The 26,271-nt window shown below is 37.4% G+C and carries 25 protein-coding genes; 9 read left to right on the top strand and 16 right to left on the bottom strand.

Going from position 1 to position 26,271, the window contains the following annotated elements; all coding sequences use genetic code 11:
- Positions 1-4: 4 nt before the first annotated feature.
- The 7 genes from ACO052_RS02045 to ACO052_RS02015 all read right to left on the bottom strand — a co-directional run bounded on the left by ACO052_RS02045 (position 5) and on the right by ACO052_RS02015 (position 8,487).
- Positions 5-1,306 (bottom strand): TlpA family protein disulfide reductase, encoded by a 1,302-nt coding sequence (locus ACO052_RS02045; RefSeq protein WP_422106355.1) that lies wholly within the window; start codon positions 1,304-1,306, stop codon positions 5-7.
- A 99-nt stretch (positions 1,307-1,405) separates the two neighbouring features.
- Positions 1,406-2,269, bottom strand: coding sequence for a DMT family transporter (locus ACO052_RS02040; protein WP_422106354.1), 864 nt, complete (start codon positions 2,267-2,269; stop codon positions 1,406-1,408).
- 76 nt (positions 2,270-2,345) lie between these two features.
- Positions 2,346-5,783, bottom strand: a complete 3,438-nt coding sequence (gene mfd / locus ACO052_RS02035; protein ID WP_422106353.1) for a transcription-repair coupling factor — start codon at positions 5,781-5,783, stop codon at positions 2,346-2,348.
- A 79-nt stretch (positions 5,784-5,862) separates the two neighbouring features.
- Entirely contained in the window at positions 5,863-6,495 is a 633-nt protein-coding gene (locus tag ACO052_RS02030; RefSeq protein WP_422106352.1) for a transglutaminase-like domain-containing protein, read from the bottom strand.
- A 3-nt stretch (positions 6,496-6,498) separates the two neighbouring features.
- Positions 6,499-7,305 (bottom strand): class I SAM-dependent methyltransferase, encoded by an 807-nt coding sequence (locus ACO052_RS02025; RefSeq protein WP_422106351.1) that lies wholly within the window; start codon positions 7,303-7,305, stop codon positions 6,499-6,501.
- Between the two features lie 48 nt (positions 7,306-7,353).
- Positions 7,354-7,890, bottom strand: coding sequence for a peroxiredoxin-like family protein (locus ACO052_RS02020; protein WP_422106350.1), 537 nt, complete (start codon positions 7,888-7,890; stop codon positions 7,354-7,356).
- Between the two features lie 3 nt (positions 7,891-7,893).
- A complete protein-coding gene (locus ACO052_RS02015) occupies positions 7,894-8,487 on the bottom strand; it encodes an NAD(P)H-dependent oxidoreductase (RefSeq protein WP_422106349.1) in 594 nt (197 codons plus the stop codon).
- 100 nt (positions 8,488-8,587) lie between these two features.
- Between ACO052_RS02015 and ACO052_RS02010 the strand changes: the two genes are divergently transcribed.
- Entirely contained in the window at positions 8,588-8,947 is a 360-nt protein-coding gene (locus ACO052_RS02010) for a winged helix-turn-helix transcriptional regulator (protein ID WP_422106348.1), read from the top strand.
- Positions 8,948-8,952: 5 nt separating this feature from the next.
- Here the strand turns inward: ACO052_RS02010 and ACO052_RS02005 are convergent, their stop codons facing one another.
- The 7 genes from ACO052_RS02005 to ACO052_RS01975 all read right to left on the bottom strand — a co-directional run bounded on the left by ACO052_RS02005 (position 8,953) and on the right by ACO052_RS01975 (position 15,270).
- Positions 8,953-9,720 (bottom strand): MBL fold metallo-hydrolase, encoded by a 768-nt coding sequence (locus tag ACO052_RS02005; RefSeq protein ID WP_422106347.1) that lies wholly within the window; start codon positions 9,718-9,720, stop codon positions 8,953-8,955.
- Positions 9,721-9,816: 96 nt separating this feature from the next.
- Entirely contained in the window at positions 9,817-10,836 is a 1,020-nt protein-coding gene (locus ACO052_RS02000; protein WP_422106346.1) for an alpha/beta hydrolase family protein, read from the bottom strand.
- A gap of 79 nt (positions 10,837-10,915) precedes the next feature.
- Positions 10,916-11,773: a helix-turn-helix domain-containing protein gene (locus ACO052_RS01995; RefSeq protein WP_422106345.1), complete on the bottom strand. Its 858-nt coding sequence runs from the start codon at positions 11,771-11,773 to the stop codon at positions 10,916-10,918.
- Positions 11,774-11,879: 106 nt separating this feature from the next.
- Entirely contained in the window at positions 11,880-12,698 is an 819-nt protein-coding gene (locus ACO052_RS01990; protein WP_422106344.1) for an SDR family NAD(P)-dependent oxidoreductase, read from the bottom strand.
- Positions 12,695-13,669: an LLM class oxidoreductase gene (locus ACO052_RS01985; RefSeq protein ID WP_422106343.1), complete on the bottom strand. Its 975-nt coding sequence runs from the start codon at positions 13,667-13,669 to the stop codon at positions 12,695-12,697. The genes ACO052_RS01990 and ACO052_RS01985 overlap by 4 nt, the downstream gene beginning before the upstream one ends.
- A gap of 19 nt (positions 13,670-13,688) precedes the next feature.
- The gene (locus ACO052_RS01980; protein ID WP_422106342.1) at positions 13,689-14,582 is read right to left on the bottom strand and encodes a DUF4437 domain-containing protein; all 894 of its coding nucleotides are present in this window, start codon (positions 14,580-14,582) and stop codon (positions 13,689-13,691) included.
- 13 nt (positions 14,583-14,595) lie between these two features.
- Entirely contained in the window at positions 14,596-15,270 is a 675-nt protein-coding gene (locus ACO052_RS01975; protein WP_422106341.1) for an NAD(P)H-dependent oxidoreductase, read from the bottom strand.
- A gap of 123 nt (positions 15,271-15,393) precedes the next feature.
- Here ACO052_RS01975 and ACO052_RS01970 point away from each other — a divergent pair, with 123 nt between their 5' ends.
- Positions 15,394-15,723: a winged helix-turn-helix transcriptional regulator gene (locus ACO052_RS01970; protein ID WP_422106340.1), complete on the top strand. Its 330-nt coding sequence runs from the start codon at positions 15,394-15,396 to the stop codon at positions 15,721-15,723.
- Here ACO052_RS01970 and ACO052_RS01965 read toward each other — a convergent pair.
- Positions 15,720-16,064, bottom strand: a complete 345-nt coding sequence (locus ACO052_RS01965; RefSeq protein WP_422106339.1) for a winged helix-turn-helix transcriptional regulator — start codon at positions 16,062-16,064, stop codon at positions 15,720-15,722. The genes ACO052_RS01970 and ACO052_RS01965 overlap by 4 nt on opposite strands.
- A gap of 94 nt (positions 16,065-16,158) precedes the next feature.
- On the opposite strand from ACO052_RS01965, the gene ACO052_RS01960 reads away from it, so the two are divergent.
- Positions 16,159-16,920, top strand: a complete 762-nt coding sequence (locus tag ACO052_RS01960; protein WP_422106338.1) for a type 1 glutamine amidotransferase domain-containing protein — start codon at positions 16,159-16,161, stop codon at positions 16,918-16,920.
- A gap of 35 nt (positions 16,921-16,955) precedes the next feature.
- Positions 16,956-17,585 carry an NADPH-dependent F420 reductase gene (locus ACO052_RS01955; RefSeq protein WP_422106337.1) on the top strand — a complete coding sequence of 210 codons (630 nt, stop codon included), beginning with the start codon at positions 16,956-16,958 and terminating at the stop codon, positions 17,583-17,585.
- A gap of 55 nt (positions 17,586-17,640) precedes the next feature.
- Here the strand turns inward: ACO052_RS01955 and sppA are convergent, their stop codons facing one another.
- Complete coding sequence (sppA, locus tag ACO052_RS01950; protein WP_422106336.1) at positions 17,641-19,404, bottom strand: signal peptide peptidase SppA; 1,764 nt, start codon at positions 19,402-19,404, stop codon at positions 17,641-17,643.
- A gap of 204 nt (positions 19,405-19,608) precedes the next feature.
- Here sppA and ACO052_RS01945 point away from each other — a divergent pair, with 204 nt between their 5' ends.
- The 5 genes from ACO052_RS01945 to ACO052_RS01925 all read left to right on the top strand — a co-directional run bounded on the left by ACO052_RS01945 (position 19,609) and on the right by ACO052_RS01925 (position 26,218).
- The gene (locus tag ACO052_RS01945) at positions 19,609-20,664 is read left to right on the top strand and encodes an alpha/beta hydrolase (protein ID WP_422106335.1); all 1,056 of its coding nucleotides are present in this window, start codon (positions 19,609-19,611) and stop codon (positions 20,662-20,664) included.
- 116 nt (positions 20,665-20,780) lie between these two features.
- Complete coding sequence (locus tag ACO052_RS01940; RefSeq protein WP_422106334.1) at positions 20,781-21,710, top strand: helix-turn-helix domain-containing protein; 930 nt, start codon at positions 20,781-20,783, stop codon at positions 21,708-21,710.
- Between the two features lie 158 nt (positions 21,711-21,868).
- Positions 21,869-22,918, top strand: coding sequence for an alpha/beta hydrolase (locus ACO052_RS01935; protein ID WP_422106333.1), 1,050 nt, complete (start codon positions 21,869-21,871; stop codon positions 22,916-22,918).
- 59 nt (positions 22,919-22,977) lie between these two features.
- On the top strand, positions 22,978-23,907 hold the full coding sequence (locus ACO052_RS01930) for a helix-turn-helix domain-containing protein (protein ID WP_422106332.1): 930 nt from the start codon (positions 22,978-22,980) through the stop codon (positions 23,905-23,907).
- Positions 23,908-24,022: 115 nt separating this feature from the next.
- On the top strand, positions 24,023-26,218 hold the full coding sequence (locus tag ACO052_RS01925; RefSeq protein WP_422106331.1) for an amino acid permease: 2,196 nt from the start codon (positions 24,023-24,025) through the stop codon (positions 26,216-26,218).
- Positions 26,219-26,271: the final 53 nt, after the last annotated feature.

The following is a 26,271-nucleotide window of genomic DNA, read 5'->3' as shown; positions in this document are numbered from 1 at the left end:
TTTCTTACAAATCTTTTAAAGCCGCCTCTGCATCTTTATACTCATAAGGCTTAGCCATAATAACCTTCGCGCTGTTTAATAAAAAGTACATCGGTGTTGCGGTAATGCCATAGGTTTTTACAATTGGATTGTCCCATTTGCCCAAACCGATGGTATGGATAAACTCCGGATATTTTTTGATTTCTTGGGTCCAATCGCTTGGTTCATTTTCTAAACCAAAAGCCACCACTTTTATATTTGGTTTGTTGGCCACCAGTTGTTTTATTTTTGGAAGCTCATTTAAGCAATGGCTACATCCACTACTCCAAAAAATAAGCAAGTAGTATTCGGAGCCTTTGAGCTCATGTAAACTCGTGGTGCGCTCTGAAGATGCAATTTCAAAATTTGGAGCTTTGGTGCCAACAGACGTGCTCTTGTAAGAACTAATGGTCTCTGCGAGAACCTTATTGTCCGTTTGTTTTGCCAGTGCCATAAGATGTTGATCTGCGATATAATTGGCGACGTCATGATTGTCTGCGCTCACAAAACGTTGCCACAATACTTCGAGGAGATAGGTTTTTATTACGAGGTTGTCATTACTAATAGCACCTGCGACATCATCAATGAGACCCTTATAAGTAGCATCTGTTGGATTTGCAACCATATTAAAGACATAAGCTGTCACGCGATCTATCAAGAATGACGAACTTTGAAGGACATAATTGCCAAAGTCTATTTCCTTAAAAAAATGTTGTTTTAAATTATTGGTATAGGTGCTTAAATCTTCATATTGAGTCGGAATATAGGGTTTGTTGGCGGTTATAAATGCGGAAACTAATTTGCCATTAGCAGATGCCTCATAGGCCAATTGCGTGTCTTTAGCAACCTTGAAAATAGAACTGAATCCTTCTATATCCGTACCGCCTTTTGAATAGTAATTGCTTATGGTCTGGTTGACCATATCCATACTGTTTAAATAAGAATTCCACAGTTTATTTTCCTCAGATTCCGTAAACTCTACCCCTTTTTCGTAGCTAAAATTGAACGCTACGGTTTCCTTGCCATCATAGATAAAATCAAAATTATTTTCCTCTGGTGGTATCGCATAAACGATTTTATAAATGCCTGGAGGGGCTGTTGAATCTATGGGGATTTCAAAACGACCTTCACTATCTAATTTTCCATGATTAACATAGTTGGCACCTTCTGGCGTGGCTTGGTATAAAAACGCATGTGTAAAATCTTTTGCAGGAGAAAACATGCCTTTTACGCTTTGGCCTGTTATGAAAAATGGAATTAAAAAGATTATTAAGATTAGTTTTCTCATAATTAGTTTGTATTTACACCCCTAAAGTCCCCTCTAGGGGTGTTGTGTACTATTTTATTACCAATAGTAATCCGTTGTTTAGCCTCAATAATTACGCCATTATTTGTTTTTTGACCGAATGCTTTCAATAAGTACGGTTATCAGTATAAGTGATCCACCAACAAATGTATGTATTGTTGGGATTTCATTCAAGAAAAAGTAAGCAATAATGATTCCGAATATGGGTTGGCTACTCCCTATGATACTTGCCGTACTGGCTCTAAAATATTTAAGACTGTTTACAAATAAGGTATGGCCAATAGCAGTAGTTAATACCGCTAAAAGAATCACATAAGGATACTGCGTGCTAATATTTGCAGCCCCTTTCATAAATAGGGTAGGAACTAATAGCATTGCTAATACAGCGACTTGATAAAACATCAACATGGTCCCATTATAGGTCGCTACATGTCCTTTCAGTATTAATATGCGCAACGAATAACATAATGCCGATAATAATCCCAAAAGAATGCCTTGTAACTGACTGCTTTTCAAGTCGAATTCAGGCGCTAAAATATAGATGCCTAATAAGACTAATCCGCCTAAGAGGATATGCATAGGATCAAACTTGACTTTTGAAAACAAGGGTTCAAGCATGGCCGTTATGACCGGAAAGGTAAAAAGCGATAACATCCCCAAGGCTACATTGGATAGCTTCAGGGCATAGAAATACGTTATCCAGTGGGCTCCCATAAGAATGGAAGCTAAAATGAAAGTCCAACGATCCTTACGTGTATGAATTTTTAAGCTGATACCTTTGTACAGACAGAATACCAATAAGGCTATAGCGGCTAAAACTGAACGCCACCAAATAATCACCGGAGTAGGCATGCTGATATACTTACCCAAAGCACCGGAGGTACTGATAAAAATGGTGGCTAGTGTTAGCCAAAGCAAATGGTTTGTGTGTGAATTTGTTTTCATTAATTTTTCTGTCTGGTCGAGCGCACGCGTGTCGCTAAAGCTTCAGCGACACGCGTGTGCTCGAGGTGACATGAATTTAAATCTTTGAAAGAACATTTAATGCATCTTTTGTAGACTTAATGTTCTCAAATGTGATGAGCAGACGTAATCCGTTTCTGGTTTGTTTTTCTTTCATTTTACATACCCCAGAATGCTGTTGTACAAACTGTAAGACCTTTGTGAAAGCTTCGCTTTGATAGAACTTGCTCTGTTGATCTTGAATAAAGTAACCGATGAGCTTATCTTGTTTCATGATGATTTTTTCAAGCCCCATTTTTATGGCGACCCATTTTAATCGGACGCTATCAAATAAATCGAGGACTTGGATGGGCAGTTCCCCAAAGCGATCGATGATTTCGGATTCAAACTTCCGAAGCTCGGCTTCGGTTTTTATAGCATTTAGTTTGGTATATAGGTTTAAACGTTCCGTAATGTTATTGACATAATCATCCGGAAACAATAATTCAAAATCCGTGTCGATAGTGATGTCTTTGACATACTGTTTGGGTTTACCATCATCTTGGTACAAATCGGCAAACTCTGCTTCTTTGAGCTCCTCAATAGCTTCGTTTAAAATCTTTTGATAGGTATCAAATCCAATATCATTAATAAATCCACTTTGTTCGCCGCCCAATAAATCACCAGCACCGCGAATTTCGAGATCTTTCATAGCAATATTAAACCCACTGCCCAATTCTGTAAATTGTTCCAAGGCCTGAATTCGTTTTCTGGCATCGGTAGTCATTGCCGAATACTCTGGTGTAATGAAAAAGCAAAAGGCCTTTTTATTGCTACGACCGACGCGACCACGCATTTGATGCAAATCGCTCAATCCAAAATTATTGGCATTATTGATAAAGATCGTATTGGCATTGGGGACGTCCAAACCACTTTCTATAATGGTGGTACTGACTAAAACATCGAACTCACCGTTCATAAAGGCCAACATCAATTGCTCAAGTTTTTTACCATCGAGCTGTCCATGACCAATGGCAATTTTAGCGTCTGGTACTAGACGCTGAATCATACCAGCAACTTCTTTAATGTTTTCAATACGGTTATGGACAAAAAATATTTGTCCCCCCCGTTGAATTTCATAGCTAACAGCATCGCGAATGGTGGCTTCATTAAATCGAATAACACGACTTTCAATAGGATAGCGATTTGGTGGTGGTGTATTGATAACCGATAAATCCCTTGCAGCCATAAGACTAAACTGAAGCGTTCTAGGTATTGGAGTCGCAGTTAAAGTCAGCACGTCTACATTCTCCTTAATGGTCTTTAATTTTTCCTTTACGGCGACACCAAATTTTTGTTCTTCGTCGACAATGAGCAAACCTAAATCTTTAAACTTTACTGTCTTATTGGCGAGTTGATGTGTTCCAATAATGATATCGACACTCCCTTTTTCTAAGCCTTCAAGCGTCAATCGTTTTTCCTTAGCCGTTCTAAAACGATTTATATAATCTATGGTGACCGGAAAGTCTTTAAGTCGTTTTTTAAAGGTGCGATAGTGCTGATAGGCTAGAATAGTTGTCGGCACTAAAATGGCGACTTGCTTCCCGTTGTCAACGGCTTTAAACGCAGCCCTAATAGCTACCTCGGTTTTTCCAAAACCCACATCACCACAGACCAATCGGTCCATGGGCCGCTCACTTTCCATATCGGCTTTTATGTCCGCCGTCGAAGTGATTTGATCTGGGGTATCTTCATAGATAAAAGAGGCTTCCAACTCGTGCTGCATATAACTATCGGGAGCATATTGAAACCCTTTTTTTAGTTTCCTTTTCGCATAGAGTTTAATGAGGTTAAAAGCAATTTCCTTAACACGGGATTTGGTTTTTTGTTTGAGGTTTTTCCAGGCTTTGCTACCGAGTTTATAGATTTTTGGTGGCTTACCGTCCTTACCGTTAAACTTGGTAATTTTATGCAAGGAGTGAATGCTTAAATACAAGACATCCCGTTCACCATAAACGAGCTTTATGGCCTCTTGTTTTTTACCCTCGACATCTATTTTTTGCAGCCCACCAAACTTGCCAATCCCATGGTCTATGTGTGTAACATAATCTCCAATTTCGAGGTTGGTCAATTCCTTAAGAGTGATGGCTTGTTTCTTGGCATAGCCATTTTTAAGATGAAATTTGTGGTAGCGATCAAAGATTTGATGATCGGTATAAACCGCAATCTTATGTTCAGCATCAATAAACCCCTGATAAAGAGAAAGCACTAGTGTCTTATAGTTAACACTTCGACTGTGCTCAGTGCTAGCATTCGCTTCATGGTCTTCAAAAATGTCATGAAAACGTTTGGCTTGTTGCTCACTGACACAAGCAATATAATTGGTAATACCATTAGCGTGATTCTCATTCAAATCTTCAATGAGTAGATTGAATTGCTTATTGAATGAAGGTTGTGGTGTCGTATTAAAGGTTATACTGGTCACTGAGGTTCTCGAAGTGACCTCGTCCATACGCTCCCTTGACGCTTCGAGAACCTCAGCGTCCGAATGAAATGCCTGTGACCCAAACTCCACTAAATTATAATCTAAAAACTGACGTTTTAATAATTCAGAATTACAAAACAGTTCTTCAGGTTCAGCGTGTTTGATGTCTGAAGATAAATTCTTAAAAGCCTCTTGAGCCTTCACAAAAAAGTCATCAATTCTTGAGAAAATAAATGCTGGATTTTTAGCAAACACTACGGTTTTATTCGAGATGTATTTAAGGAAACTCTCCCGTTTTTCTGCAATGGCTTTATTGGCGACGTTTGGAATGATGCTGACCTTCTTTATACGTTCGGTAGATAATTGTGTCTCAACATCAAAAGTTCTTATACTATCTACTTCGTCCCCAAAAAACTCAATACGGTAAGGTTCATCGTGCGAAAAAGAAAACACGTCCAATATGCCCCCGCGCAATGAAAAATCTCCCGGTTCTGTAACGAAATCTACACGTTTAAATTTATATTCGAATAGCACCTCATTCACAAAATCGATACTCAATTGATCACCCACTGAAATCTTTAAGGTATTTCGTTCGAGTTCCCTTTTGGTCACCACCTTTTCGAATAAGGCCTCAGGATAGGTGACAATTATCGCTGGTTTTTTACGCGAATTAATTCGGTTCAATACTTCAGCCCTTAAAAGCACATTGGCATTATTGGTTTCTTCTATTTGGTAGGGTCTTCTATAGCTACCCGGATAGAATAAGACATCTTTGTCGTTAATGAGTTGTTCTAAATCGTTGAGGTAATAAGCCGCTTCTTCTTTATCGTCAAATACCAGAAGAAAAGGTTTTTCGGCAGTTTTAAAAACCTCCGCAATGACAAAGGACAGTGACGAGCCAACAAGGCCTTTGAGGTGTGTTTTGCTACCACCCTGAGTAAGGTCTAAGGGTTCGGATGGGGTAATAGCAGTCTGCAGATTTTGCAGTTGCAAAGTCTGTAAAAAGGTCTGCGAGATAAGGGTCCTGCTCACTAGAGTAAACCTTTAAATTAAGGTGGCAAATATAATAGGTTTTACGAGATAATTAGGACTAGGCAATGTCAAAGTTTATTTAAAACCTAATATCCTTTGCTTCTTTATAGCTTTTATAAAGCTCAGGATAATGATCCTTGAATATAGATTTGATATAATCCAGGGGGACATCGTCAAAATGACCGTAATCGTCTAAGTAAGTCATAAATTTATTGCTATCCTTATTGTATTCTTGAAGTATGGAATCTTCGCTACCATCAAAATCCAATACATCGACATTATACATGTCACAAAGTTCCTTGTTGAAAGCTGGGGAACATTTTTTCCACTGACCATTATAAAAGACATCCACCAAACCATGAGGTGCTAATTCGTTAGTGCCCAATTTTGCTTCGAGGCGTTCTGCCGCAATATGATTGGAGACTTTTGCTAAGCGCAATCGAGCCGGTATGTTCAATGCCCTTAATCCAGCAATGTAAAGAATGGCCTTGTCGATACAGTGTGCTTCCGGTTTCTTTATAATTGTACTGGCTTTATAGTGGTCTTCAGTTAGGCCAATCGTATAAGCATTATAGCGCCAACCATCGCGGACCTTGAGATATAATTTTTCAATTTTTTCCTTATCGGAAGTCAATTCCTGAAATTCAGCTATTACATCTTGAATTTGCGGACTGCTATAATCTAAATAAAAGGTTTCTTTTAGATAATCCATAAGTTATTGTCTTCGTTTTACACCGAATATAACGCGGTAATTATAGGTTAAGGTTTCTGGGTGCTTTTGAGTTGAGCTTACATAATCTTTAAATGCTGTGATACCAATCCGTTCTTCACTGTAACCGAGTTTCAACAAGGCTTCTAGGCCTCCTTGACTCAAGGCTAAACCGATAAAGTGGTCTTTACTGAATGTCTCTATTTTGTGATAATACGATTCTTTTACATAACTAAAGTAGTTGCTATTTTCGGCATTTGTAACATGCTTCTTCTTATCCCATTTATGGGCAATGACCTCTCCCAATTCCCCGGTTAGTTTTTTTACATTCTCAAATAATTTGAAATAAGCTTCCTCCAATTCATAGCTCAGACTTGGTGGCCAAATGGCATCATAAACCACCAATACACCATTATCCTTTAAAATCCTGTTGATCTCTGTGAGCGTAGATTTTGGTTCCATCCAATGAAAGGATTGGGAACAGGTGACCATATCGACTGAATTGGATGCTATCCCAGTTGCATTCGAAAAGCCTTGTTGGTATGAGATATGCTTATGATGCGTCTGTCCCTCTGCGATCACTAGCATCTCTAAACTTGGGTCTATGCCAATGATTTTAGTTCCGAAATTACTTAGTGTTCGAGTAGAAATTCCTGTTCCACAACCTAAATCTAAGATGATATGGGCCTTTTCAACATTTAAATAGTTGAGGCCTTGAAGTAGAATAGCTTTAGGAGGTTCTGGTCGATATCTATTGTATAAAGACACATAATCCTTTCCGGTAAATCGGTCTGCATTCTTTTTTAAATCCATGTAGGAACTAATTTTCCTTGAAATTAAGGATAATTTACCAGTATATGGCTAAATGTCCAATAGCTCACCTCTAGCAGGATAACCACTGGTGTTTATAAAGTCAATCACCTTCACAAAGGACGCTAAATGCGGTCGTCCCCAAGGTGTGGAATTAAGTGTAACAAAATAGATGGAGTTATCCGGCTTTATCAAAAACAACCCAGGTTCGTTGAAAACATCGGGCTCATAATCCTTAATGGCTTTACTTAGGTATAGGCCCCACTTATTTGCCGTCTCTGCATCGAGCCCATAACCAAGTTTAAGATCTTCGGAAAGTTCCCATTTCATACGCGCTTTTCTGGCTCTAGCCTCTACATCCATACTAATTGCGATAATATCTACGCCCTTTTCGGCATAAGCATCTAAAAGACCGTTTAACGTTTTGAGATATTTCTCGCAAACAGGGCAATGTAAGCCTCTGTAAAATACAAGCATGGTAAAATGCTCTGGATTTTGGTCTTCGAGTTTCCAAGTATTTCCTCCGAGCAAGTTCACATGAAGTGCTTGTGCTTGCGTTTGTGGTGTAAGTTTTTGTTGTGTGATCATCTCTTAAGCATTTAAAATATAGTTTTTAATATGTTGGTCGAAACGTATAAAATCATTTTCGATATCGGGATTTTTAAGAACGTCATAGCAGACAAATGTCGGTAGTGCTTCCATGCCGAAAAACTTAAAATTTAAATGTGTTGGCCAAAACAGGTCATCGACACTCTTCCCTTCAAAAAACCACTGATTGTCATCGTTAAAAGCGTTTTGAGGTGCATTAAACGTTAGGGATAACATGTATTTTTTTCCTGTAAGAGTTCCACCAGTTCCATATTGTTTGGAAGCATCTTGACGCGTACGACCATCTCCAGCACACAGACGACCATCCATGCCAAAGCTATAGACATAATCTTGATATTTTTTGAAACTCCAAGAGGTGGCCATCCAGTTCACCGGCATTTGTACGATGATGAGGTCTGCCCATTGGTGCTTAGCAATCTCATCATCGATATTGTAAGCGTCTTTCATGGTCGTGGCTTTAATCTCAAAACGGTCATTCGAAAGTCTATTTTTTAAGCGTTCTACTAGACTATTATTGAGTTGTCCTTTTGAAAACTCATAAGATTCATGACCATTTATGATAAATATGTTTTTCATGATGTTGGATTTTAATTGTTTCACAAAGTTACCATTAATAGTTTATAAAAGAGACTATTAAAAAATTTTCACTTAAATTTGTGGTAACTAAAAGGTAACTATGGCTCGAAAAGTAATTGATAATCCCAATAGCTGTACGCTTGTGCATGCGATGAATATTATAGGTGGTAAATGGAAACCTATCATCATTTATCTTTTGGCCAATGGACCGCTTCGCTTTGGGAAACTATTGCTGTTTATCTCAAATATTTCAAAAAAAGTACTCACGCAGCAACTAAGGGAACTCGAAGACGACGGATTAATTCTGCGCCAACGTTTTGCAGAGACTCCACCTCGTGTAGAATACTCATTGTCGGAGCGGGGCAAAGGTCTGTTGCCCATTTTAAAACAATTAAGTCATTGGACGTCTAAGAATTTTGATGCTATAGCATTTGAAGACTGTAAAATTGTAAATATATAATACCTCTAAAATACCATCAGGTCCCCATCATCAGGAATGAAAGTCTTATGCGAAAGACCTTCTCGCTCAAAATGTGCTTTTAAATCCGACCGCTTCGTTGGGCAATGATTTACAGCTTCTAAATGATTAGCAACAACTTTACCCGGTGCTGTTTTTGTAAACTTTACAATATCATCCATACGCATCAATAAAGGTTGAAAAAAGTCTAACTGCGCTGTGCCAGAAGCTACTACTGAAATTTCTGGTTGATAGTCTTTTAGCACTTTATCGACGTCATTAGTGTAAATAGTATCGCTGCTTAAATATAGGCTAGGCTCATCTCTGAGTTCTAAATAAAATCCCATAACGTTGCCCATGGGCTTAGCCACATAACCATAACCGTGGCGTGCAGGGATGCCTTCAATTTTACCGCCTAAAAAATCAGCACGTTTCCAATAGTCAACCGTCTGTACAACATTCAATCCTTTTTTCTTAAAAAATGCTTCATCCAAAATGCTACACGTAACAGGAATGTTATTTTCTTTTAGAAAGGTTTCAGCCGCCTTGTCAATATGGTCAGGATGCTTATGGGTAATAAGACAATGGGTGACCTTGTCTAAAATAGGTTGACAATGGTCTGGCAAATCAACTATGGGATTGCGTTTTGGCTTAAACCGAAATAAGGTGAATGGTGGTCCAGCCGTTCCTTTTGCACCTAACATGGGGTCAACTAAAATGACATGTTCACCAGTTTCAATGATCATAGTAGCGTTACGAATGTGATGAATATTCATAGCCTAGGTTTCTTCGGTTTATACACTATAAAAATAAGAAAAGCAGTATGTAAATACTGCTTTATTTATGCTATATGTTCTAGTGGCTTATTGTTTTTACTTCATATACCTATCAAAAAAAGCAATCATCTTTTCTGGATATAAACCGAAGTAGTTATAGCCATCAAATCGTCGATTAGTATTCTCGATCCAAAATAATTCCTTGTCTTCCGAGCTAATATGGTCAAAAATATCTTGCGCATCTTTTGGATTATCCGTCCAATCGTCTTCTAATACTTGCGCCATAAAATAAGGTACCTTTACGGCCTTCGCATAATTTTGAGGATGCATTTCGCCATTAGTAAATCCACCTAGCTTTAGCTGTTCGTAATCCATTAGCGCCATGTATTGGTCTAATCCCATTAAACCTGCGAACGAAGTCATTAAAGCGGTCATGGAAACGGTTAAAGGACCGAAGAAGCATTTGATGTCTTCAAACAACTCTGGGTGACGGTACATGGCTTCGTAGGCCGCATTCCCACCAGTACAACGATTGTACAATCCAACATTCATGGTCCTTAATTTGGGGTGGTTTTTTACGTAGTGTTGTGCTCCAACCACATCACGCCATTCATAACGTCCAATGCCACAAATACCGCCATTTGCAGCGCTGCTATTGCCATGGTTTCTTAAATCATAGGCCAAAATATTATAGCCAGCTTCCGATAAATGTTTCATATGCGCTACAAAATCGATTTCTAAGCTGTCTACCGAAGAAAAGGGTTCGCCAAAATGCCCAGTAAATCCAGATCGGCTCATGGGCATGGGATGGTTGATAATAATTAATTGATCGGATTTGCCTTTCACCGATGGGATGTACCAACCTTCTAATGGTGTACCATCACTTGATGGAAAATAAATATCCTCCCAAGTAGTCATGCCATGGTCAGCTGGTGTTTTGTGTACTGGTGTTCTAAACATCGGTCGAACAGCAAACTCTGCTAAATATTTTATGGTGGCATAGTTGTCTTCTGAGATTTCCTCTTGCTGAAGTAGCGCTTTATGGTATGCGTTTTCACCCATTCTACCTCTTAGGGCGTTGTCCATACGATAATCTAATATTTTTTTGAAAGCCATAATGTTGTTTTTATAAGCACAAAATTATGGTAAGCACTACCCTAAGCTTGAAAACAAATTACGGTATGATTGAAACAAATTACTGCTTTCTAAAAACGGTTGGTGTAACACCAGTTTTTTTCTTAAAAAAACGTGTAAAATAGGTAGGATAGTCGAAGCCTAAGCTGTAGGCAATCTGGCTAATACTCAAATCGGGTTGGCGCAATTTGTTTTTCGCAACCAATAATAAATGCTCTTGAATATGTTCGGCTGGCGAGTTGCCTGTAAAGTGTTTAATGACATCGCCAAAGTAGTTTGAAGATAGATTGGATTTTGAGGCAAAATAGGAAACAGAAGGTAATTCGAATACGTCTTTACTATCATCAAAGTACGCTTCAAGATTTTTGTAAAAATCAGAGACTACTTTGTTGTACTTTTTACTACGCGTTTTAAACTGCCGCTGGTAAAAGGTATTAATATAAGACAGGATTAACTGTGCGTAAGACAAGAGTATTTCTATTGAAAAATGTGCTTTGTAGTACTCATCATAGGCTTTTTTAAATAAATCTATGAGCAGTTGCTCTTCTTCTTCGGTAACAAAAAGCGATTCGTGGTTCTTGTAATTAAGGAAATTATAGTCCTTTGCGAATCGTTTAAACAAAGCTTCATGAATAAGGATATGATAGCCACTCCAAGGTCTTTTTACGGACCACTCTATGGGTTGGTGAGGTAGGTCGAAGTATGCGAAAGCGCTTCCTGTATCATAGTTGGTCTGACCAAAAACTTCATAGTTCTCAAAATCATACTTCAAAGCGATGAGGTAAAAGTTCGTGGTAATGGCATCGGACTGTAAGCGTAAATTCGGATGCTCATGGTACTTGGTGATGTGAATGTCATCGCTCTTATTCCTGGAGACATTAATGTACTTTACAAATTCGGCTATAGAATAGGATTTCATTATGATGCTTAACAATGATTAGACCAGTAAAAATATTTAAACTACGTAGCATTAAATTAAACATATTAAGGAATTAATGAAACTTTTTACTTTTAGGTCTTTTTTCCTAAATAATATGATCCAAAATAGCCTTAGTCTTAACCATTAGTTTTTCAATTAGTACATCATCATAAGCATCAGGATGTGCAGGACCAAAGTTCCCTTTTGGACTGCCCTTATCATTATCAAAGTACTTTCCAGTGATACCTTTGTAATCGTTAGAAACTGCCAATTCATATAAAATGCTGGCGCCTTTGTCAGCAGGAGACCAATGTTGTCCATAAGCTTCGGCCACCATACGCGTATTTAGTAATGACCCAGGATTTACCGCAATAACCGAAACTTCACTTAATTGTTTGGCCAAATGAAAACTCCACATCGTTAAGGCCAATTTGCTTTGCGCATAAGCCTCGCCTACGTTGACCGTTGCTTGACCATTTAAAGCACCTATTCTCACTGTTGTTTGTGCGGCTGAACTTAAGTTAACCACACGACTATCTTCTCCTTTTTCTAATAAGGGCAATAAGGCATTGGTTAGCACATATGGTGCAAAATAATTTACCGCAAATCTAATGTCTAGGCTATCTTTAGTTTTATCTAATGGACTTTTAAAAATACCAGCATTATTGATAAGTACATCGATTTTTAAAAGTTTAGCATTAATATAATTAGCCATATTTTTCACTTCTTGCATATCTGAAAAATCAGCCACAAAACCATCAATATGGTTATTATCAGAAGCTTCTTTTACTTCTGAAATAACATTGGCTAGCTTTTCAGAATTTCGTCCATGCAAATACATATGGTGTCCATCTTTTGCCAGTTTTATGGCTGCTAATTTCCCTATGCCATCGGTGCTTCCCGTGATTAGTATTGTTTTGCTCATCTTGTAGTTTCTTGTTTAATTTCTGAGTAAAAATGGGGTAATACTTTTTTGGCTAAATCTTCTAAGGTTGGCTCAATATTTTTATTGTTGAAACGTAAGTTTATGGCAACATGATTTACACCAATATCCTGCAGATGCTGAAAATAGCTCACCAAATGTTTCGCTCCAATTTTGAATCCTAAATGAATAGGTTGCGGCCTAAAATCATCATCATCTTGTAAATCTATATACAGCGGTTGCATAAAGGGTTTACTAAATTGACTCTGGTCCTCAACTAAATCGCGCCATTCTCTAATCTGGTATTGCTGTTGGTATAAGTTTCTTGGATAGTACATCCATCCGTCACCATATTGAGCATTCCACTCTAAGGATTGCTGACTATAACCTGTAACCATCATAGGGATTTTATGTGCTGTAGCCTTGGGTAAGAGGTCTATATGGCCTTTTAGGTTTCCAAAGTGATTATTTTCTAAAGCTGGAAAATTATCTTGTGATTTTCTAATATATTCAAAGGCGTCACGAAATAACTCACCTCGATTTTCGTAATTAATATTCATAGCCGGAAATTCATCATACCGATCTCCTGAAGCCACACCGAGAATCAATCGTCCATTAGAAAGTTGGTCGATAGTCATGGCAGATTTTGCTACATGAACAGGATGATGCAATGGTAAGGCAATACTAGCAACACCTAAGGCTATTTTGCTTGTTTGCCCCGCTAAAAATCCTAAGTATGTAAAAGGATCGTAAGTTTGCCCTGCATCACCAAATGACGGTACATGAAACGGTACATCCCTAACCCACAAAGCTTTAAAACCAAGATTTTCAATGAGCTTTACACGCTCTAAATGGTGTTGCAATGTCGGAATAGGATTGTTACCATAGTTTTCTATAGGAACTACAATGCCAATACTTAATTGGTGAGGTTTAAAAACTGAATTGTATCCCTTATTTATAGTTTCGAATTCCATATTTATTCAAAGCACGTTTTTAACTTATGGGCTCTATTTTAATCTCCCCATTGGTCCGGATATAAAGGACAGCTGCACCTTCATCACTGTTAAAAATTGTATGAACAGATTGACCTAATGAGGTAAAATAGCTTCCGGCATCTAATTGCTTTATAGCTTCTGTTTTTGGCATCTTATAGTTGGTCTTACCTCGAATAACAACAGCATGAAAGGTATTGCTATCACTTTTTAAATACCCCTTAAATCCTGGAGAAAGTTTGACAAATACACCTTTGAGTCCTTTCATTTGTTTATGATCCCATAAAAAGCTCATCTCAGCTTTAGTCTCTGGGTGTATCCAGCGGGTTTGATTGCTATTAAGCCATTGTATATTTGAAGCTTCTATATTTACGGGGCGTTCGCCATTATCAAAGCCTTCATTAATGGGTTTAACTAAATAGGGGCCATAGTCTATTTCGACGTAGGCAATGGTGGTTTCTCCCTTAGCTGACGTTATGTGGGCTTCTCCTGCAGGTTGTGTCCAAAAAGAACCAGGCTTCATCCACATGGTTTCGGCGTTCGGGTCGTCATTGTGAATTAAGCCTTCAATTACCACGGCTCTATAAGTAACATTATGAATATGTGGTGGCGATGAAAAGCCATCGACAAACTTTGCTAGAAACCCTGTTGCTATTGTTCCCTGTCTATCTCCCCAGATAGTTCCTGCCTGTGGACTCTGATCTCCTCTGGCCGGATTCAATTTCTCCCAAACAATTTCAGAACTTAGCACAACTTTATTTGTTGGGTTTTGGATGTCTTCTTTTGTGTCGGAATTGTTATAATCTGTTTCATTTTTAGAGTTTTTACAGGTAAATACGACTCCTACAATTATAAGAGAACAGGTTATTTTTAGCATTTTCTTACTGCGTTTCATCGGGGTTTAACTTTTATTTCCAAGTTACAATCTCGTCAAAATCTCTTCTAGACTTTGCGTATGGCGGTTCTGCTTTCCTATAGCCAAAGGCTACCATAAATGATAGCCCGTACTTGTTGGTGTCAATATCGAATTTATCTCTTAATAAAGCTTCGGTTTTTTCTTGGTGAAAACCTTCTATCGGACAACTGTCTATTCCAGCCAAAGCAGCTGAGGTCATCATATTTGCCAAGGCAATATAGGTTTGTTTTGAAGCCCAATCGAATAGTTTTTTATCACTATCCAGATTAAAATCACGCTCTTGAAACTCTCTGTAAAATTTGGAATACATTTCAATGACGTCTTTTGGAAATTGCTTAATGTCTTTCATCATATGCATAATATATTCAGAGTCCCATTTGGTCATTGGAGCCTTCATGCTTAAGCCCAGAACAAAATGACTTGCAGTATCTAATTTTAGAGGAGCGCCCCAAGCAACGGGTTTTAGTAATTCTCTCAGTTCTGGATCTTGAACCACCACAAAATGCCAAGGTTCAAAACCGAATGAACTAGGTGATAGATTAGCTGTTTTTAATATAAAGTTAATGTCGTCATGAGACACTTTTTTAGTAGCATCAAATTCTTTTGTAGCATGTCTGTATTGAAATGCATTTAGGATGTCGGCTTTACTGATATTTGGTGTTTCCATATAGGTTCAATAATAATATTTTTTTATACTATAATTTTTATAGTAGCAAAATTAAGTATAGTTTTGTATTGAAGCAATAACGGTCAAAAAGGATAGTATCCCTTTTTGCCAAATTTTAATAGTATGTTAACCTTTAAAGGCAAAGAATATCCTTGCTGTACGAGTCTTACCATGGGCATCATTGGTGGAAAATGGAAGACCGTAATTCTTTATCATTTAATAGATGGTAAAAAGCGGTATAATGAGTTGCGAAAAGACATGCCAACAGTAACCGAGCGTACCTTGAGTTTACAGCTAAAGAAGTTAGAAGAAGATGGTGTTGTGAGTAGAAAAGTATATACTAAAAAGCCACCTTTAAGGGTTGAATATCAACTAACAGATTTGGGAAAATCTTTAATCCCTATAGTTCAATCCATTGCTGATTGGGGAGATGCTGTTCTTGAGAACAATTAGTCCTTGATGCCGTCTTCTTGCATCAACTGAAACCCATAATTGCGTAAACTCACAATAATCGGGATGGCGCGTTTTCCTTTTTCGGTAATGCTGTACTCTGTTTTTACAGGAACTTCAGGAATAATAGCTTTGGTAGCAAAACCATCAGCGACTAATTCTTTTAAGTTTTTGCTGAGCATGCGGTCAGAGATGTGGGATATACTTCGTTTTAATTCCGAAAAGCGCCAGGACTTATCCTTTAATCGCCATAAAATGGGCATTTTATAGGTACCGCCAATCTTATCAAAGACATATTCAACAGGGGTGTAATAACGTTTGTTATTTTTTAGAAAATCAGGCATACTTACATAGATGTTAGTTACTAACAAAGGTAGCAAAATGTCAAACTAATACGAATTCCTAATAATTTTGAATAGCATTTAAAGACAAGGCATTATGAATATTATAGAACAAAACGATTATGTGCATTTTCATGGTGCACCAACTAAAGGAAAAATTTTAATGGTGGCTAGTAGTCCGACAATTTCTGAACAAACGGGTTGGCCTATTGGTTTTTGGGCGGCAGAGCTCACGCATCCTTTATATGTATTTCAAGAAGCGGGATATGAGGTAGATCTGGTTTCTACCGAAGGAGGCCAACTAGAAATGGACGGCTATTCAAACCCTATGGATGAAAGTGGCTATTCAGCACACGATGTGATATCATTAGGATATATGCAACAAGATCAATTTCATCAAATGTTGACGAATACCAAGAAGCTCACCGAAGTGTCTTCAGAAGATTATGACGCCATCTTCCTGGTAGGAGGACAAGGACCGATGTATACCTTTAGAGGGAATTCAGACTTGGAGACTTTATTCACTTCGTTTTACGAGTCTGGCAAACCAAGTGCGGCAGTATGTCATTCCACCACACTTTTATTGGAAGTCAAAACATCTAATGGAGAATTATTAGTAAAGGGAAAAACATGGACAGGTTTTGCTGATGCTGAAGAACAATTTGCCGATGATGCCGTGGGTATGCAAATTCAACCCTATAGAATAGAAACTGAAGCCCGAAAACTTAAAGACACGAATTTTAAAGTCGCAGCGCCATTTTCAAGCTATACCATAGCAGATGGGAACTTAATTACGGGTCAACAACAGAATTCTGGTGCAGCAACAGCTAAAATGGTAGTGGCACAGTTAAACAAATAAGAATCGTCACACGAACTGACAAAATACAACACACAATGACACTAGCATTTATAGGTATTGGCAATGTAGGTTTTGCCATAGCGCATAACTTAGAACAAAAAGGATATAACATCATTGTAGCCAATGATAATCCCAACTCTCAGAGTGTACAAAAGGCATTAACTCAAAATCCAAATTTTAAGGTCTTGCCTGTTCAAGAGGCGATTGAAGCTTCGGAAGTCACGTTTTTGGCGACACCATTTCATGTAAATGAAGACTTGCTCAAAGGTTTAGACTTTCAAGGAAAACCTTTGGTCGATTGCAGCAATCCTGTTGGAGCAGGAATATCACATGGCTTAGACAGTAAAGTATCTGGATCGGAGAAGGTTCAAGAATGGGCGCCAACGGCCCATGTTGTGAAGGCCTATACCATATATGGTTTTGAGAATTTTAGCAATCCAGAATATCTGAATGCAAAAGAAAAACCTGCCATGCTCATGGCTGGAAATGATAGCGATGCTAAGCATAAAGTCACTTCAATAATTGAGGCAAGTGGATTTTATGCAAAAGATGTTGGTGCTTTGGACCAAGCACTACATTTAGAACACATGACCTTACTTTGGGTAAAGATGGTACGTCGCGATGGACACCATCCTCATTTTATGTGGGCATATTTGGAAAAGTAAATCTGTCACCCTGTCCCGATAACTATCGGGATCAGGGTCTCATCATACGGTTCAGTTATTCAATATGTGTTCCATAAGGAAATAACAGTTGAACGCCCTCGCGTTGCGTATGTGTTTTAATCTCTTTCCAAACCTTGTAGCCGTCTTCACCTAATTCTTCTTTTAGGAGTTCTTCTTTGGTTTTCATCAATCCCAATTGACTTAAGGACTCCATAAAATCCTTTTTAAAGACGGGGAATTCTTTTATAGCATAGTCCTCAATATTAGCCAATTCTGTTGCTTTTTTAAGTGCCGTATCAAGACCACCTAATTCGTCAACGAGTCCAATATCAATAGCTTCACTACCTGTCCAAACACGACCTTGTGCAATAGTATTGACATCATCTTTTGTCATACCTCTTCCATCGGCAACTCTGGTTAAGAATAAATCATAAACATCGATAATACCTTCTTTGATATACTTATGTTGATTTTCAGAGAGTGGCTTAGAAAAGCTATAGGTAATGGCGTTCGTATTTGTGGTTACTTGATGTGTGCTAATGCCCCATTTTTCAAAAAGCTCGGTGCCATTTGGTAAGATCCCAAACACGCCTATACTTCCTGTTACAGTCATAGGTTCTGCCACGATATAGTCCGCATTAGAAGCAATGTAATAGCCACCAGAGGCTGCATAGTTACCCATAGAAACTACCACAGGCTTAACTTTTTTAGTCAATTCAATTTCTCTCCAAATCAATTCGCTAGTTAAGGCGCTTCCTCCTGGGGAATTGACACGTAAAACAATAGCCTTGATTTTATCATCTTCTCGAGCCTTTTTTAAGGATTTGTTTATAATACCTTGTCCCACAAAGTTTTCATCTCCTTCTCCATATATGATGTCTCCTTCAGCAAAAATCACGGCGATTTTATCTTTCTTATAGCCAGACGCCCATTTAGAATAGGTATATTCTGAATACTCACGGATGCTAATGCTGGGTAATTTATCCTCAATTTGTAGTCCTAATTGCTGCTTAAGTGCACCCGTATATTCATCATAATAGCCCACCTTATCGATGAGTTTATTATCTAATGCTAAGTCTGGAGTACGACCTAGTAGGCTATCTGCGATGACATTTAAAGTTTCTGAAGGGATGTTTCTGCTCTGATTAATATCGGTTTTGATGGTTGACCATATCGAATTCAAATAGGATTCTATTTGTTCTCTATTCGCGGCACTCATTTCATTTTCTAAAAATGGTTCTACAGCACTTTTGTATTTGCCATGGCGCACCACTTCCATTTTCAAACCTGTTTTTTCCTGAAAATCCTTAAAGTAATATTGCTCTGATGCTAAACCTTTAAATTCAATAGTGCCAGAAGGATTGACATATATGCTATCTGCAACCGAACTTAAATAATACGATTGCTGTGTGTAGATGTCCGAGTAAGCCACGACGAATTTACCACTATCCTTAAAATCGATTAAAGCATCCCTAAGAGCTCTAAGCTGTGCATATCCAGCAAAAGTGAGATTGTTTTCTATAGTGATACCCTTTATTTTAGGATCCGTTTTAGCAAATTCAATGGCTTTAATCATCCCAAAAAGACTATGTTTAGGATGCTCGTTTAGGAAGGTATAATCTTTATATTCTTTCTTGCCGATATGGTCCTCGATTTCGAAATTTAGACTTAAGTTCAATACCGAATTGTTTTCTACGATAATTGGCTCTTCTCCTTGACTTCCCAGAAAAGCAATAAACATAAAGAATAGTATAAAGCTTAAAAATGAAAAAATAATGAGCCCTACAATTGTGGATAATACCCGTTTAAAAAATGCCATCTGTAATGTTTTTATTTTTTATGTCTTAAGAGTCTGTCTGCAGACCTATTGATAAGTTACACAATTTTTCAATTTAATGATTATAAATTTTCAACAGCTTGTTTTGCGCAAACCAAAATGTATAAGTTTCCTACCAAAATGTATAAATTTCTAAGCGATGTGCCGACCTAAATTTGCAATGTAAATCAGTAAATAGTAATTACAATGAAACAGGTTATAGCAATACTAAGCATTCTCATCCTTACAGTAAGCTGTAAGCAAAAACAAAATCAAAAAAATAGTGCAAATAACACATTAACAAACAAAACAGTAAATAAAATGGAAAATTTAAAAGCAGGAAAAAACAGTGTAACTTTTACATCATTTGGCGTAGAATTGGCAGGAGACTTATACCTTCCAGAAGGTTTCGATGCAAACAAGAAATATAAAACCATTGTAGGAGCAAGTCCGTTTCCACAGGTAAAAGGTCAAATTCCAGCAACTTATGGCACAGAAATGGCAAAAAGAGGTTTTATCTTTTTAGGGTTTGATTATTTAGGAATGGGAGATTCACCAGCATTACCAGGCGAGCATAAAAAATCTAGGTATATGTTTAGATTGATAGAAAACACTTGGGATGCCGTTTCTTATTTAGGGACTCTACCTTTTGTAGGCGACATTTATGGATTGGGCGTATGTCAAGGTGGTTCTATCATTGCATCGGCAGCGGTAACCGACCACAGAATAAAGAAAATTGCAACCGTTTCTGGGATGATGGCAGCAGATGCTTTCCAATGGGTTGGTAGAGAAGTCACCGACGCACAAATTGCAGCAGCAAATGCTTCAATGCAAAAGCAGTACGAAACAGGAGAGCCAGACTATGTAGCGCCATTTGGACTTACTGATGAGCAGTCAAGAGAAGAGTTTGTTGCAGCCGCAGCATATCCAGCAATGGCAGGAGAAACTTATGACTACTATGGTAGAGATGGCGTTAAAGGGCCAAAAGCGGTTGAAAATTACTCGAATATGCACATAGGTGACCAAGCGATGCAGTCTCTTTTTTCTATAGGAGAAGCCTATGCAGACAAAATTGTACAGCCTACTTTAGTGGTATATGGTAAAACTGCGCCAACGGCACCTTGTTCAACTCAATTTATTGATAAACTTACCAATAATCCTGAAGTTTTAGCTTTGGAAGGGTTTAGTCATGTAGATTTCTATTATAAACCAGAAGCTGTAAAAGTGTCAACAGATGCAGTGGCGGAATTTTTCAATAAATAAAAATTATAAGGTGGAGATCAGAAATGGTCTCTACCGAATCTTATTAATACGAGCATCTTTATTAGAGTTAATCCCTAAAATAAAGTCGTAACTTTAAAAGAAAAAAAATCTCAGAAATGCCGAATTTGAATTTCAAAAATATAGCAGACTTTCATAATCATTTTAAAATAAAGGAACCGTTAAACCCTTTGTTTAGTGTTTCGCATGCGCAATTAGCAGAAAATGAACAAGCAAATTGCGAAAGCTATGCCTTTGAGGAACCTATTGTGATGACCTGTGGTTTTTACAGCATAAGTCTTAAGAATATTATTTCGGGTGAGATGTCTTATGGGCGTACCAAATACGACTGTACCAAAGGAACGATGTTGTTTACGGCACCGAATCAAACCTTGACGTTCAAAGATGTGGTGTTTAGCTCTGAGAGTTATCATATATCTTTTCATAAGGATTATATACGTTCTTTAGATATCTATGAAAAGATTAAGACCTATAATTTCTTTAATTATAATGTCAACGAAGCTCTTCACTTATCGCCTAAAGAAGAGCAGATCATAAAGGATATTTTTAAGAATATTAAAACCGAATATCATAACAATCAGGATGAGTTTAGCAAGGAGATTATCATTTCGCAGTTAGAAACTTTATTAAAGTACGCAGACAGATTTTACAAAAGACAGTTCCTCAATAGAACGGATGACAACAAGATTCTTATCACAAAATTTAAGGATATCCTCAACACCTATTTTGAGCAAAATTTATTCGCAGAGGAAGGTATTCCGGCAGTAGATTGGATGGCCGCTCAGCTAAAAGTGAGCCACCGCTACATGAGTGATACCATTAAAGCTGAAACAGGTAAAACTGCTGTAGACCAAATCAATTTATTTTTAGTAGAAGAGGCTAAAGGCATGTTGTTGAACCCTAATTTATCCATTTCAGAAACTGCCTATAAATTGGGGTTTGAATATCCACAATACTTTACAAGAGTATTTAAAAAGAAAGTTGGGATGAGCCCTAAGCAATATATTAAAACATATTCTTTAAATTAGAAGTTTCAACGCACAAAAAATACTATAAAAAGTCCACTAATTGGTGGGCTTTTTTTGGTTTAAACTTTACAGAAAGTATAAGTCTTTTACAAGAAAGTATAAGTTTTAAGGTATGTCTGGTCAATAAATTTGTAACGAGATAATTAAACACGATTATTATGAAAAAAACATCAATTTTAATAACGGTTCTTTTATTAACTGTAGGCTGTAACAAAGAACAGAGTACAAATGATAAAAGTAACAACACATCAAAAAAAGAAACTACTATGAGCAATTTTAAAGCAGGAACAAATAAAGTGACTTTTAAAAGTCAAGGAGTAGAACTAACAGGGATAGTATTCGCACCAGAAGACTTTGATGCAACTAAAAAATATCCAGCCATTATATTTTCTGGACCAGTTGGACAGGTAAAAGAACAAATGGCTACTAATTACGGCGAAGCAATGTCTAAACTTGGATATGTTTATCTGGCTTTTGACCATATTGGATTTGGCGATAGTGAAGGGAATTTAAGGCAGGATGAAAATCCATTCAAGAAAATGGAAGGCATCAGAGATGGCGTAAGTTACCTTGGCACACTTCCTTTTGTAGATAGAGAAAAATTGTTTGGTATCGCAGGGTGTGCAAGTGCAAGTTATATGCCAATAGTAGCGGTTACAGATAAAAGAATAAAAGCACTTGTAACTGTAAGTGGATTGCTGGATGCTCATTCAAGATTTTTTGGAGGACAAAGCAAAGAACAAATGCTTACACTAATAAAAATGTCCAATGATGCAAGACAGAAATTGTATGAAGAAGGTGAACTTGAACCTACCGATGTTTTAGGTTTTGAGAAGAACGATCCTAAAAAGCTTGACCCTAACTCAATCAATGGGCAAGGTTATGACTACTATCAAACCGAAAGAGCTGGAACTCAAACATTCCCTAATTATAGTTATAAACTTGCAGCTACGATGTTTGAAACACAACCTTTAGTGAGTGCAATGCAATGGGCACCTTATTTATATACACCATATTTAGGAATATATGGTTCGGAAGCAATGGCAAATACTGCCCCAGCAACTATAGAGTTTTATGAAAAGGCATCAGAACCAAAAGAGCTTTTTGAGGTTAAAGGAGCAAGACACGTAGACCTCTATGATTATCCTGAATATGTGTCACAAGCAACTAATAAAATCGATGAATTTTTTAAAAAATATTCTAAATAATAGTCACATTGATACATCCTTACTAATTTCTTTTAGGGAAAATTAATTAAATTTCATTGATGAAAATAATAGTATATAATTCAATTTCAGAAAAGCATAAACTTTTAAATTTTCCACCTCCAGAAAGCCCTTTGTTTAGTGTAATGCACTATAAATTGAAGGAAGGAGAAACCAGTAGTTGTAAAAATAAGGACCTACCTGATGTTGTAAGTATAACCAATCGTTTTTATACTATTAGTTTAAAAAATATTGTTTCTGGCGATATAGTTTACGGAAGGACTAAATACGATTGTACTGATGGCACTTTATTTTTTTCAGCACCAGACCAAACCATGATTTTAAACAAAATGGTGTTTAGTTCTGAAGCTTACCAAATAGCATTTCATGAAGATTATATTCGTAATCTGGACATTTACAAAAAGATTAAGAGCTATAGCTTTTTCAATTATAATATAAACGAAGCCCTACATCTAACCCCAAAAGAAGAGCTAATCATAAAAGACATTTTTAAAAATATCGAAATTGAATATCAAAATAATCAAGACACATTTAGCAAAGAAATTATTATTTCATTATTAGAAGCTTTACTGAAATATGCAGATAGATTTTATCAAAGACAATTCATGAATAGAACGGATATTAACAAAGACCTTGTTTCTAAATTCAATAATGTTCTCAACTCTCGTCTTGATGAAGACTTATTGGAGCCAAGCGGAATCCCTTCCGTAGATTGGATGTCTCAACAACTAAATGTTAGTTACAGATATATGAATGAAACTATCAAAGCTGAAACTGGCAAAAGTGCGAAAGAATTAATTATTCTTTTTTTAGTTGAAGAAGCCAAAAATATGCTGTTAAATCCAAATAATTCAATATCTGAAACAGCTTATAAACTGGGATTTGAATATCCACAATACTTTACAAGAGTATTTAAAAAGAAAGTTGGGATGAGCCCTAAAGCCTATATTCAAATGAATTCATTGAATTAATCGTAAAACAGATAAAAGTAAAAAAGGTGAGCATCAACCATGCTCGCCTTTTTGATTTTTGTTCTTTTTTTGCTTTCTATTTTATTAGTATCTTCAAGTTCGCTAAAATAGTTTTATGGCTAACCAACAAAAAACGATTAAAAAATTTGGCACTTTTGGTGGCGTTTTCACACCGACCTTACTCACCATTCTTGGGGTCATTATGTATTTACGATTAGGATGGGTCGTGGGTAATGCCGGATTATTAGGAGCTTGGCTAATTATTATAATCTCTTTTATCATCACCTTATGCACGGCACTATCCATGTCGGCTATTACCACTAACATTCGTATTGGCGCCGGTGGTGCTTATGCTATTGTTTCTCAAGCTCTAGGCTTAGAGGTTGGAGGAAGCCTAGGCATTCCCAGATATATTTCTCAGGGTTTAGCGGTGACCATGTACATTTTTGGTTTTAGGGAAGGATGGCTCGGGATTTTCCCAGACCACAATGCGTTTTTAGTAGATGTTATTGTTTTTGCATCCCTATTTAGCATTGCCTATATCAGTGCCAATCTGGCTATTAAAACCCAGTTTATCATTATGGCCATTATTTTCCTTTCATTAATTTCTATTATCGTTGCGGCTTATAATGGCTCTATGGTGCAACCCTTGAGCGATTCCCTTAGTTGGGGATCATTTAAAGGTTCGGTCGAAAATGGTTTTAGCGGAAGCAATTTTTGGCTTGTTTTTGCTGTATTTTTTCCTGCCGCAACAGGAATCATGGCCGGTGCTAACATGTCGGGGGAATTAAAAAACCCCAAAAAAAGTATCCCGACAGGGACGCTTTGGGCCATTGGTGTAAGCTTTGTTATTTATATGCTCTTAGCCTTTTGGATTTCTAGAAGCGCTAGTGAAAGCGAGCTTCTAACTAATTATTATGTAATGGTGGATAAGGCCTATTTTGGGCCGCTTATTATTGCCGGAATATTAGGCGCTACATTTTCATCAGCATTAGCATCTATTGTAGGGTCATCCCGCATATTGTATGCTATGGGAGAGCATAAGGTTTTACCCTATTCCAAATTACTCGCAGGAACAAGTCATAATGGTCAACCGCGTAATGCTATGATGGTCACTGGACTATTAATTTTTCTAACACTTTTGTTGCGTAATCTTAATGCTGTTGCTCCTTTAGTGACCTTGTTCTTCTTAATCACCTATGCCATGATAAATATTGTGGTGATTATAGAACAACGACTTGGACTGATTAGTTACCGACCCATATTTAAAATCCATAAGTGGGTGCCTTGGTTTGGTTTGGTATCTTCTATTTTTGCCATGTTTATTATTAACCCTTCGGTAAGTTTAATTTCCTTCGCCATTGTATTAATGGTGTATTGGTACTTGTCGCGCCAAAACCTAGAAACGCCTTTCGAAGATGTGCGTTCTGGTTTATTTGTTTCTTTTGCCGAATGGGCGGCAAAGCACACTTGGGGCATGAAAAAAATGCAACAACGCGCTTGGAAAGCCAACTTAATGGTACCTGTAAGGGATGTCAATGGTCTAAAAGGGATATTTGAATTCTTAAGAAATATTGCCAAACCCAAAGGGTCTATAAAACTATTGGGTATTGCACCCTTTTCTGAAGACAATACCCTAGAGACGCAGCTAGAGGATATTTCGGCTTCCTTTAGGGAAAAAGGCGTATTTTCCTCATCGACGGTTATACATGCTGATCAATTTGCCAATGGGATTAATTACGGAAGTCAGGCATTAAAAGGTGCGTTCTTTAGACCAAACATACTGTTCTTGAACTTACAGAATCATGATGATTACGAAAATGAATTAAAGCCTGTTATGAAGGAATCCATACGCTTAGAAGTTGGGATTCTATTGTTCAGTTTAAATCACTCGACCTTACTAGGACGACGAAATACGATAAACGTATGGGTAAGCAATAGAAAAGGAAATTGGCAATTGGAAGGTTGGGATATTGGCAACTTAGATCTATCCATATTGATAGCCTATAAATTAAAAATAAATTGGCAAGCTCGTATTCGTTTAATTACCGTTATCGATGATGAAAATGAAAAAGCCAATGCCAAACAATTCCTGAATACCCTGATAAGCTTAGCACGATTACCTGATACACTTACCGAAGTTTACGTTGATACATTTAATCATGTGGTAGCCAACGCACCTTCGGCGGATATTAATATTTTTGGAATGCAGGACACGTTGCCCTACGAGTTTATTAAAGACATGACCTCTAAAACCAATAGCACTTGCTTATTTGTACGAGATTCTGGTCATGAAAGTATATTGGCATAACGGTATTCGTCCAAAAAGCGAGAATCCTGAGTTCCCGCTTTTTTGTTAGATTA

Source organism: Winogradskyella sp. (assembly GCF_965228925.1).
Classification (GTDB): Bacteria; Bacteroidota; Bacteroidia; order Flavobacteriales; family Flavobacteriaceae; genus Winogradskyella.
This window is presented reverse-complemented; position numbering and strand designations above follow the sequence as displayed.

What these genes read in the sequence shown, in the direction of transcription:
- ACO052_RS02045 (WP_422106355.1), bottom strand. Translation starts at nt 1,306, where the DNA reads ATGAGAAAACTAATCTTAATAATCTTTTTAATTCCATTTTTCATAACA.
- ACO052_RS02040 (WP_422106354.1), bottom strand. Translation starts at nt 2,269, where the DNA reads ATGAAAACAAATTCACACACAAACCATTTGCTTTGGCTAACACTAGCC.
- ACO052_RS02030 (WP_422106352.1), bottom strand. Translation starts at nt 6,495, where the DNA reads ATGGATTATCTAAAAGAAACCTTTTATTTAGATTATAGCAGTCCGCAA.
- ACO052_RS02025 (WP_422106351.1), bottom strand. Translation starts at nt 7,305, where the DNA reads ATGGATTTAAAAAAGAATGCAGACCGATTTACCGGAAAGGATTATGTG.
- ACO052_RS02020 (WP_422106350.1), bottom strand. Translation starts at nt 7,890, where the DNA reads ATGATCACACAACAAAAACTTACACCACAAACGCAAGCACAAGCACTT.
- ACO052_RS02015 (WP_422106349.1), bottom strand. Translation starts at nt 8,487, where the DNA reads ATGAAAAACATATTTATCATAAATGGTCATGAATCTTATGAGTTTTCA.
- ACO052_RS02010 (WP_422106348.1), top strand. Translation starts at nt 8,588, where the DNA reads ATGGCTCGAAAAGTAATTGATAATCCCAATAGCTGTACGCTTGTGCAT.
- ACO052_RS02005 (WP_422106347.1), bottom strand. Translation starts at nt 9,720, where the DNA reads ATGAATATTCATCACATTCGTAACGCTACTATGATCATTGAAACTGGT.
- ACO052_RS02000 (WP_422106346.1), bottom strand. Translation starts at nt 10,836, where the DNA reads ATGGCTTTCAAAAAAATATTAGATTATCGTATGGACAACGCCCTAAGA.
- ACO052_RS01995 (WP_422106345.1), bottom strand. Translation starts at nt 11,773, where the DNA reads ATGAAATCCTATTCTATAGCCGAATTTGTAAAGTACATTAATGTCTCC.
- ACO052_RS01990 (WP_422106344.1), bottom strand. Translation starts at nt 12,698, where the DNA reads ATGAGCAAAACAATACTAATCACGGGAAGCACCGATGGCATAGGGAAA.
- ACO052_RS01985 (WP_422106343.1), bottom strand. Translation starts at nt 13,669, where the DNA reads ATGGAATTCGAAACTATAAATAAGGGATACAATTCAGTTTTTAAACCT.
- ACO052_RS01980 (WP_422106342.1), bottom strand. Translation starts at nt 14,582, where the DNA reads ATGAAACGCAGTAAGAAAATGCTAAAAATAACCTGTTCTCTTATAATT.
- ACO052_RS01975 (WP_422106341.1), bottom strand. Translation starts at nt 15,270, where the DNA reads ATGGAAACACCAAATATCAGTAAAGCCGACATCCTAAATGCATTTCAA.
- ACO052_RS01970 (WP_422106340.1), top strand. Translation starts at nt 15,394, where the DNA reads ATGTTAACCTTTAAAGGCAAAGAATATCCTTGCTGTACGAGTCTTACC.
- ACO052_RS01965 (WP_422106339.1), bottom strand. Translation starts at nt 16,064, where the DNA reads ATGCCTGATTTTCTAAAAAATAACAAACGTTATTACACCCCTGTTGAA.
- ACO052_RS01960 (WP_422106338.1), top strand. Translation starts at nt 16,159, where the DNA reads ATGAATATTATAGAACAAAACGATTATGTGCATTTTCATGGTGCACCA.
- ACO052_RS01955 (WP_422106337.1), top strand. Translation starts at nt 16,956, where the DNA reads ATGACACTAGCATTTATAGGTATTGGCAATGTAGGTTTTGCCATAGCG.
- sppA (WP_422106336.1), bottom strand. Translation starts at nt 19,404, where the DNA reads ATGGCATTTTTTAAACGGGTATTATCCACAATTGTAGGGCTCATTATT.
- ACO052_RS01945 (WP_422106335.1), top strand. Translation starts at nt 19,609, where the DNA reads ATGAAACAGGTTATAGCAATACTAAGCATTCTCATCCTTACAGTAAGC.
- ACO052_RS01940 (WP_422106334.1), top strand. Translation starts at nt 20,781, where the DNA reads ATGCCGAATTTGAATTTCAAAAATATAGCAGACTTTCATAATCATTTT.
- ACO052_RS01935 (WP_422106333.1), top strand. Translation starts at nt 21,869, where the DNA reads ATGAAAAAAACATCAATTTTAATAACGGTTCTTTTATTAACTGTAGGC.
- ACO052_RS01930 (WP_422106332.1), top strand. Translation starts at nt 22,978, where the DNA reads ATGAAAATAATAGTATATAATTCAATTTCAGAAAAGCATAAACTTTTA.
- ACO052_RS01925 (WP_422106331.1), top strand. Translation starts at nt 24,023, where the DNA reads ATGGCTAACCAACAAAAAACGATTAAAAAATTTGGCACTTTTGGTGGC.